This is a genomic window from Streptomyces sp. MS191, assembly GCF_008042125.1.
Lineage (GTDB): Bacteria > Actinomycetota > Actinomycetes > Streptomycetales > Streptomycetaceae > Streptomyces.
Map to the genome: position 1 here is coordinate 106,195 of NZ_RDBI01000057.1, position 8,511 is coordinate 114,705.

Consider the following 8,511-nt stretch of genomic DNA (forward strand, 5'->3'; position numbering starts at 1 on the left):
GGTCACACGAAGTGGACCCGGGCGGTCAGCGCGTCCTGAAGCATCATTCCTGCCCGCGCCTCGCCGTGCCGCATGGAGCGGTCGGCGCTCGCCCGCACGGGGCTCGGCGACGGTTGCATCGTGACCCCCGCGGCCGCCCCTACGTGGCGTCGGTCTGGGGGTCGTCGTCCCGGTCGGTCGCCAGTGCGGCCGGCAGCGGCAGCCCGTACTTGTCGCACAGGAAACGGGTCTGGCAGTAACGCTGGGCGTCGGCGGCCACCCTGCCGAGGACCGCGGAATTCATGCCGGCACCGATGAGGACGCCCACGAACGGCACGACCTTGGCGACGTTCTTGACCGGCACCCTGGAGCCGGCTGGGCCCAGCTGCTGCATCAACTTCTCGAGGGAGGTCAGGAGGCGGTGGTCCTGGCGGAGTTTCTGTGACCAGTTCACGCGTCCCTTGACCGCGTCAGCCGCCCGTGCGGCATCACGCAAGGGTTTCGCCTTGGCCGCCTGTGCCATGAAGGACCGCTGGACCAGGCGTTGGATGAAGTCCTGCTCCCTCGGGTCTTTGGCATCGTAGCCGTAGGAGTACGCGATACGTGCCGCTATCGACGTGCTGAGGACCTGGACGACGAGGATGTCCGCTGTCATCGCGACGGGGATACCGGCGACGGGGACCATCGCCAACACACCCATAGCGCCGCCTTCGACCGCGCCGGTGGCCCGCCATTTGAGGGTGTTGCGGGTCAGCAGCCGGTCACAGACCTTGAGGTCCTGCTGCCGCAGTTCGGTGAAACTGTCGATGTCGAGGCCTCGCTTGCGGGCGAGCTTCTCGACGTTCTTCGGATCGTTGAGCTCCAGGGCCGAGTCGTTGACCAGCTCGAGCAACGCCGCCGCGCCGGCGAGCGCCGGTCGCACGGCCTTGTCGGCGACCGCCTCGCCTGCGCGACGGATGGGTTCGGTGACCGTCTCCGGTACCGCGTCCGTGACCCGTCTCACGGCGTTTCCCGTGAACTCACCTGTCCGACCGAGGGCGGCACTCGCCCAGTTCGGCAGACCACGGCGGTTGTTGCGGCCCTGCCAGTGCTCATTGAGCACGTCCCATACCTGCCCCTCGTACTCGCTCATCGGGGTCGCAGCTTCGACGAGTGGAGCGGCGTAAGTGCTCACTGAGGTTCTCCGTATCGACTGAGATCGCCGGGGGTCCGCGATGCGTACCGGAACGATGCGTGGTGACGCCGCGGAGCGGGGGCGATGTCCACAGCCGACCGCACCGCCACACACTCATGCGCATGATCTAGGAGCTCGAGCACGTCGCGCAGCCAAAAGGCCACATTCGCCAGGAGTGCTCCACTCGGACCAGGAGGCAGCGCCGGCTGGGCAGTTCGCACCGCAACCATCACTCAGGCGTGGGGGTAGCCCTGGTACGCACCTGGGAACGTAAGCAGGCAGGTGTCGGGGCCGCGGTGTCCTGCAAGCGGCGCGACCTGCTGGACCTCCCACTGGCCGACTTCGTCCGTCTGGCTCCCGAACCGGCCGAGGCCTTCGCCTGGGTGGGCGACTTCGTGGAGCGGCAGTGCATCGTCCGGCACGACGACCTTCCGTACGGGACGCAGCTCGTTCCTCTCGTCGCCACCGAGAACGCCCCGCGCGACAGCAAGGCAACAGTCAGAGCCTGCCGACGAACTCGATCGTGAACAGGACCCCGCTGTCCTACCGCGCCAACGATGGACATGGTGGAGCGAGCCCCGCCACCCGGCCGCTCGCCGGCTCCGCCGCTGCACACCGCACGACGCCGCCACTCCCGCCCCGAGAGACCTGCGCGAGCGATTGCAGGACGGCACACGGGCGTCTCCGCGTCCCCGTCGCGTCCGGAGTATTGACGCTTCATGAGACGGTTCAATAGTTTCAGTATCTTCGACTCATCGAGGGTGCGTCACCCGGCCGACCGACCCTCGCCGTCCCCACGTGAACGTCAGCACTCCGCGGATCCGTCCGGGCGCCGGCATCGCCCGGCGGCCGCCCCGCCGCCGGGCGGCTTCSGAAGCCGCCCGGCGACCACGGGGAGGCCGGCCAGGTGCTCGTCGACGCGGAGTCCGTCCACTTCTCCGACATGACCACCGCCGCACCGCGAGCCGGTGGCCGCGATTCGACAGGAGGGATCACCCATGGGCCGCTACAGCCGGCTGCGCCGCATCCAGCAGATGGATCCGCAGCAGGACTTCGAGCAGATCTACCGGTGGATCATCCACTACGAGTTCCCCAGCGACTATCTCCACGGGACGTCGATCGCGTTCCTGCGCGACTACGGCGTCCCGCGCATATCCCGACTCCTGGACCGCACGCAGGAGTTCGAACGTGCCGGTCAGAAGCGCTACGACGACACGGTGCTGATCACGTACGAGATGGTCCGCGAGGGGATGGACTCGGAGCACGGCCTGGCCGCCGCCCGCCACCTGAACCGCATTCACGGCCGTTACCGGATCCCCAACGAGGACTTCCTCTACGTCCTGGCCACCACGGTGGTCGGGCCGAAGCGCTGGATCGACCGGTTCGGCTGGCGGCGCCTGTGCGAGCAGGAGACCGAGAGCCTGGCGCTGGTGGGCTGGCGGATGGGCGAGATGATGGGCATCTCGGGTGTGCCCGGAACCTACGCCGCGTTCGAACGACTCCACGACGACTACGAGCGGGAGATGTTCGCCTACGACCCCGCCAACCGCAGGGTCGCCGCGGCCACCCTGCGGATCATGGCCTCCTGGTACCCGGCCCCGGTGCGGCGGCTGGCGTCCCGGGTCCCGCTCGCCGTCCTGGACGAACCGCTGCTGACGGCGCTCGGCTTCCGCCCTGAGCCGCGCCGGCTGCGGACCGCCGTCCACCGTGTGCTCCGCGCCCGGGCCGCGCTGATCCGTCTGCTGCCCGCGCGCCCCGAGCGGTTCCCGCGCCGGCCCAAGGCGCGCACCTACCCGTTCGGCTGGACCCTGGACGACCTGGGTCCGCACTGGGCGCACTCCCGTCCGCCGGCCCCGCCCCAGGACGAGGCGCCGGAAGCGCCCTCCGTCCCGGCGCGGTCGACCGCCCCCCGGACTTCCCGGCAGGAGACCCGATGACCGACACCACCCCGGCCGCGGCGGCAGAAGCGGCGACCTTCACCACGTACTCCCCCGCGACCGGCAAGGCCATCGCCGAACACCCGGTGAACGGGCCGGAGGAGGTCTCCCGCGCGCTGGCCGCGGCCCGGACCGCCCAGGCCGGCTGGGCGGCTCTGCCCGCGTCCCGGCGCCGTGACCTCCTGCTGCGCTGGAAGAAGGCCCTCGCCACCGACCTGGACGTGCTGGCCCGCACCATCGCCGAGGAGACCGGCAAGCTCGCCGGCGACGCCGCGCTGGAGGTCGTACTGACGCTGGAGCACCTGGGCTGGGCCTCCCGCAACGCCGGGCGCGTGCTGCGCCGGCGGAAGGTGGGCACCGGACTGTTCACCGTCCATCAGCGGGCCTCGCTGGTGCACCGGCCGCTGGGCGTGATCGGCGTGATCGGCCCCTGGAACTACCCCCTGTACACCCCGATGGGCTCCATCGGCTACGCCCTGGCCGCGGGGAACGCCGTGGTCTTCAAACCGTCCGAACTGACCCCCGGCACCGGGGTCCTGCTGGCCGAGCTCTTCGACGCCGCCGTGCCCGGGCACGCCGGGCTGCTCGCCACCGTCACCGGCGCGGCGTCCACGGGGGACGCCCTGGCCCGTTCCGGGATCGACAAGCTGGCGTTCACCGGTTCACCGGGGACGGCTCGCAAGGTGATGGCGGTGTGCGCCGRGACGCTGACGCCGTTCCTCGCCGAGTGCGGCGGGAAGGACGCGGTGATCGTCACCGCGGACGCGGACCTGGAAGCGGCCGCCGACGCGATCGTGTGGGGCGCGCTGAGCAACGCGGGGCAGACCTGCGCCGGGGTGGAGCGCGTCTACGCGGTGCGCGAGATCCATGCGGCGCTGTGTGAACGGGTGGTCGAGCGGGCCCGGGCGCTGCGCCCGGGTGCCGAGGCCGACGCCTCCTACGGGCCGATGACGCTGCCGGGTCAGGTCGCGATCGTCGAGCGGCATGTGACCGGTGCGGTCTCGGCGGGTGCGCGGGCCCTGCTGGGCGGGCCCGAGTCGGTTCGTGCTCCGTACGTCGCGCCGGTCGTGCTGACCGGGGTTCCGGAGGACGCGGCGGCGATGGCGGAGGAGACCTTCGGGCCGGTGGTCGCGATCAACCCGGTGGCCGACGTGGACGAGGCGGTGGAGCGGGCCAACGCCTCGCGTTACGCCCTGGGGGCCGCGGTGTTCTGCCGCAGCGGGCGCGCCGGTGCGGAGATCGCGGCGCGGCTGCGCGCGGGGGCGGTGTCGGTGAACTCCGTGCTGGGCTTCGCGGCGGTGCCGGCACTGCCGTTCGGCGGCTCGCGGGACTCCGGCTTCGGGCGGATCCACGGCGAGGAGGGGCTCCGTGCCTTCACCTCCGTGCAGTCGACGACGGTGCAGCGGTTCACTCCGCCGATCGCGCTGACCTCCTTCGAGGTGCCGGCCACCACGCGGGAGCGCGCGGTGCGGCTGGCCCGGGCGCTGCACCGGCGCCGCTGAAGGGCAGGGCGGCGGGACTGCCGGCCGCCGACCGTCCGCTCGGACGGTCCGGCCGGTCAGGCGTCCAGCAGCGGGGCCAGGTATCGGCGGGCGAAGGCCCGGGCCTGGTCCTCGTCGTCCATCTCGATGCAGCTCGCGGGGTTGAGCAGGAAGGACACGGCGACCCGCACCATCAGCTCGGCGACCGGACGCGGGTCCTCGTCGGGACGGCCCTCGACCTGCTGGGCGCGGCGCAGATGGAATGTCAGGTACTCGACGGTGGCGGAGAGCGAGGAGCCGCCCTGCACGGTCAGGTAGGGCAGCACCACCTCGGGTTCGAGGCGCAGGAGGCCCCCGTAGAGCGCATGGGCGCGGGTGTGGCGGAGGGCGACCACGAAGCCCTCGACGACCCGCTCCTCCATGGTCGGCAGCACCGCCACCGCCGCGTCCAGCCGCTGGAAGAACCGGCTGAGCTCGCGCAGCAGAGTGGCCTCGACCAGCTTGTCCTTGGTCTGGAAGCGCCGGAAGACGGTGACGCGGGAGACCCCGGCGCGCTTGGCGACGTCGTCCACGGACGAGCGGCGCAGGCCGAGCAGGGTGAACTGCTCCAGCGCGGCGTCGAGGATCCTCCGCGCCGTGGGGTCCTCCGCCTCCGCCTGGGCGATGGCCCGGGCGACGGCCGAGTCGTTCGAGTCGGTTCTCATGGCGCTCACGATACCGGCGGCCATCTCCCCAAGACATGATGAGACGCATATCATATCTCCGTATCGCGACACGAACCTCGGAGGATCTGATGGGCAGTCGCCTCACCGAAGAACAGGCCGATCTCGTCGCGGCCGTCCGCGATTTCGCCAAGCGGGAGTGCGGCACCCGGGAGCAGCGCGACGCGCTGACCGCGGGCGGCCGCGAGGCCCACAACCCCCGGCTGTACGGCAGGCTCGCCGACCTGGGCTGGCTCGGGGTGTGCCTGCCCGAGGAGTACGGAGGCTCCGGCGGCGGGCTGGCCGACGCCTGCCTGTTCCTGGAGGAGACCTCGTACGGAATGGTCCCGGCCGGGGGGTTCATCACCACCGTCATCGCCGCGAAGGCGTACGAGCGGTTCGGCACCGAGCGGCAGCGGCAGGAGGTGCTGTCCGGCGCCGTCCGCGGTGACGTGCTGTCCATCGCCATGTCGGAGCCGGGGGCCGGGTCGGACGTCGGCGCACTGCGCTGCCGCGCCCGGCAGGAGCCGGACGGTGCGTGGGTGATCGACGGTCAGAAGACCTGGATCTCCAGCGCGCACCTCGCGAAGAGCATTCTGCTGGTGGCTCGCACCGGGGAGGACAAGCACGGTGGTCTGACCATGTTCCATCTGCCGGCCGGCGCTCGGGGGGTGGAGGTGCGGGGCATCGAGACCATGGGCGGCAGGGAGGTCAACGACGTCTTCCTCACGGGTGTGCGGCTGCCCGCGGACGCCGTCGTGGGCCAGGTCGACAACGGCTGGCGTCAGTTGATGGCCGGCCTGAACCACGAGCGGCTCTTCCTGGCCGCGAACATGCTGGGCCTGGCGCGCCGCGCCTTCGACGACACCGTCGCCTACGTCCGCGGACGCGAGCAGTTCGGGCGGCCCGTCGGCTCCTTCCAGGCGCTCCGGCACCGGATCGCCGATCTCGCCACCGAGATCGAGTGCACCCGGCTCCTGGTGCGCGAGGTGGCGCTGGACTGCGACGCGCAGCCGGACAGGCTGTTCCCGCGCGAGGCGTCCATGGCCAAGCTGAAGGCCACCGAGATCGCGAAGCGGGCCGCCCTGGAGGGCATGCAGATGATGGGCGGTTACGGCTACACCACGGAGTTCGACATGGAGCGCCACCTGAGGGCCGCGGTCGTCTCCACGGTCTACGGCGGGACCAGCGAGATCCAGCGGGACGTCATCGGCAAGACCTACGGTCTCTGAGTCGTCCGGAACGCGAACGGCCGCCCGACCCCGGAGGGGGGTGGGCGGCCGTTCGCGTACGCGGGAGGCGCGGGCCGTACGGAGGGGCCAGGTGGATCGCGGCCCGGGTCAGTCCCGGTACAGCCCGGACAGCTCGTCGGCGTACTTGTCCCGGATGACCCGGCGCCGCATCTTCAGCGAGGGCGTCAGCTCGCCGGTCGCGGGGCCCCACTCCTCGGCCAGCAGCTCGTACCGCTTGACCTGTTCGGTGCGGTTGAGCCGGGTGTTGGCGGCGGCCACGGCACGGTCCACCTCCGCCCGGACGAGCGGGTGTTCCGCCAGCCCGGCCAGTCCCCTCTCCGCCGTGACGCCGTTGGCCGCGGCCCAGGCGGGGGCGGCCTCCGCGTCGAGCACCAGCAGGGCGACCAGGTAGGAGCAGTTGTCGCCGTGCACCATCGCCTGCCCGATCAGCGGGTGTTCCTTGAGCGCGTTCTCCACCAGCGCCGGAGAGACGTTCTTGCCGGTGGAGGTGATGATCAGCTCCTTCTTCCGGTCGGTGAGCCAGAGGTAGCCGTCCTCGTCCGTACGGCCGATGTCGCCGGTGGCCAGCCAGCCGTCGGCGTCCAGGGCCGACCGCACCGAGCCGTCCGACTGGAGGTAGCCGGAGAAGACGGACGAGCCGCGGACCAGGATCTCGCCGTCCTCGGCGATGCGGATCTCCACGGACTCCACCGGGCGTCCGACCGAGCCCAGTCGGAAGCCGGTCTTCGGGCTGTTGCTGGTGGCCACACCGGTGGTCTCCGTCAGCCCCCAGGCGTCCATGATGACGATGCCGAAGCCGGCCCAGAACCTCACCACGTCGGCCGACATCGGCGCCGACGCACTCGCCGACCAGGTCACCCGGTCCAGACCGCCCGCGGCCAGCATGGGCAGCAGCACGTCCGTGCGGACGCGTACGTAGCGCTCCTCGAGTTCGGCGGGCGGCGTCTCGCCCCGCTCTCGGTAGCCGACGTGCTCACGGGCGACCTCGAACGCCCGGTCGATGACCTCCCGCTGCTCGGCCGGCATCAGCGAGAGGACGGCCCGCACGGCGGCGGACAGCTTCTCCCAGATCCTCGGCACGCCGAAGAACTGCGCGGGGCGCACCTTGCGCACCACCTCGCCGACGCGCGTCGGCTCGGCGCAGAGACGGACGTGCGAGGCCCGGTGGCAGGGCAGGTAGATGCCCAGCATCCGCTCGGCGATGTGGGCGAGGGGCAGGTAGCAGATGTGCTCGACGTGCGGGGGCAGCTCCACCACGGCATCCAGCGCCAGGGCGTTGGCCATCACCTCGCGGTGGGTGAGGACGACGCCCTTGGGCTCGCCGGTGGTGCCGGAGGTGTAGACGACGGTCAGCGGATCCTCCGGGCGGGCGGCGTCCACCTCCTTGTCGAACTCCTCCGGCACCGGTTCGCGGAGGAGTGCGGCGTACGGGAAGTGGCCGTCCTCCGCGCCCGCCTCGGCCACCACCAGACGTTCCAGCGGGGTACCGGCGTCGGCCAGCAACGGCTCCCACACCGCGACCTGCGCCGCCCCCTCCACGACGGCGAGGCGGGCCCGGCAGTTGCGGGCGATGTGGGTGATCTGCTCGGGGGCCGCCGTGCCGTAGACACTGACCGGGATCGCGCCGAGGCGGACCAGCGCCAGGTCGGACAGCCAGTGTTCGGGCCGGTTGGCCATCATCAGCAGGACGTGGTCGCCACGGCCGATGCCGAGGGCCCGGTAGCCGGCGGCGAGGCTCCGGGTGTGCGCGTGGATCTCCGCCCAGCTGAGCGTCGTCCAGTCGCCGTCGCCGTCCGCAGCCTGCCAGGACAGGCCGGGCAGCCGGGGGTACTCGCGTGCGTTGCGGGCCAGCAGCTGCGGCAGGGTCGGCTGGTCGGGCAGGTCGCCGGTGGTCGGGGGTGCTGATGTCATCGGGGCCTCCTTGCGGGTGGGAAGGAAACGTCTGGGGAGACCGGGGCGGTGGAGAGCCCCTGCGGGTGTGCCGGG

Annotated in this window: 7 protein-coding genes; 4 read left to right on the plus strand and 3 right to left on the minus strand. The window is 71.7% G+C overall.

Annotated features, from left to right (window positions below; translation table 11 throughout):
• Positions 1–139: 139 nt before the first annotated feature.
• Positions 140–1,111 carry an EcsC family protein gene (locus EAO71_RS25470; protein WP_261992341.1) on the minus strand — a complete coding sequence of 324 codons (972 nt, stop codon included), beginning with the start codon at positions 1,109–1,111 and terminating at the stop codon, positions 140–142.
• Positions 1,112–1,392: 281 nt separating this feature from the next.
• Between EAO71_RS25470 and EAO71_RS25475 the strand changes: the two genes are divergently transcribed.
• The 3 genes from EAO71_RS25475 to EAO71_RS25485 all read left to right on the plus strand — a co-directional run bounded on the left by EAO71_RS25475 (position 1,393) and on the right by EAO71_RS25485 (position 4,592).
• Entirely contained in the window at positions 1,393–1,680 is a 288-nt protein-coding gene (locus EAO71_RS25475) for a hypothetical protein (RefSeq protein WP_261992342.1), read from the plus strand.
• A 471-nt stretch (positions 1,681–2,151) separates the two neighbouring features.
• Positions 2,152–3,090, plus strand: coding sequence for an oxygenase MpaB family protein (locus tag EAO71_RS25480; protein ID WP_147980150.1), 939 nt, complete (start codon positions 2,152–2,154; stop codon positions 3,088–3,090).
• Positions 3,087–4,592, plus strand: coding sequence for an aldehyde dehydrogenase family protein (locus EAO71_RS25485; protein ID WP_147980151.1), 1,506 nt, complete (start codon positions 3,087–3,089; stop codon positions 4,590–4,592). The genes EAO71_RS25480 and EAO71_RS25485 overlap by 4 nt, the downstream gene beginning before the upstream one ends.
• Before the next feature lie 56 nt (positions 4,593–4,648).
• Here EAO71_RS25485 and EAO71_RS25490 read toward each other — a convergent pair whose 3' ends face one another.
• Positions 4,649–5,275 (minus strand): TetR/AcrR family transcriptional regulator, encoded by a 627-nt coding sequence (locus tag EAO71_RS25490; RefSeq protein WP_147980152.1) that lies wholly within the window; start codon positions 5,273–5,275, stop codon positions 4,649–4,651.
• Between the two features lie 89 nt (positions 5,276–5,364).
• Here EAO71_RS25490 and EAO71_RS25495 point away from each other — a divergent pair, with 89 nt between their 5' ends.
• On the plus strand, positions 5,365–6,504 hold the full coding sequence (locus tag EAO71_RS25495) for an acyl-CoA dehydrogenase family protein (RefSeq protein ID WP_147980153.1): 1,140 nt from the start codon (positions 5,365–5,367) through the stop codon (positions 6,502–6,504).
• A 108-nt stretch (positions 6,505–6,612) separates the two neighbouring features.
• Here EAO71_RS25495 and EAO71_RS25500 read toward each other — a convergent pair whose 3' ends face one another.
• Positions 6,613–8,436 (minus strand): AMP-dependent synthetase/ligase, encoded by a 1,824-nt coding sequence (locus EAO71_RS25500; protein ID WP_147980154.1) that lies wholly within the window; start codon positions 8,434–8,436, stop codon positions 6,613–6,615.
• Positions 8,437–8,511: the final 75 nt, after the last annotated feature.

Coding starts and splice junctions, on each gene's coding strand:
- EAO71_RS25495 (WP_147980153.1), top strand. CDS start 5,365: ATGGGCAGTCGCCTCACCGAAGAACAGGCCGATCTCGTCGCGGCCGTC.
- EAO71_RS25500 (WP_147980154.1), bottom strand. CDS start 8,436: ATGACATCAGCACCCCCGACCACCGGCGACCTGCCCGACCAGCCGACC.
- EAO71_RS25490 (WP_147980152.1), bottom strand. CDS start 5,275: ATGAGAACCGACTCGAACGACTCGGCCGTCGCCCGGGCCATCGCCCAG.
- EAO71_RS25470 (WP_261992341.1), bottom strand. CDS start 1,111: ATGAGCGAGTACGAGGGGCAGGTATGGGACGTGCTCAATGAGCACTGG.
- EAO71_RS25480 (WP_147980150.1), top strand. CDS start 2,152: ATGGGCCGCTACAGCCGGCTGCGCCGCATCCAGCAGATGGATCCGCAG.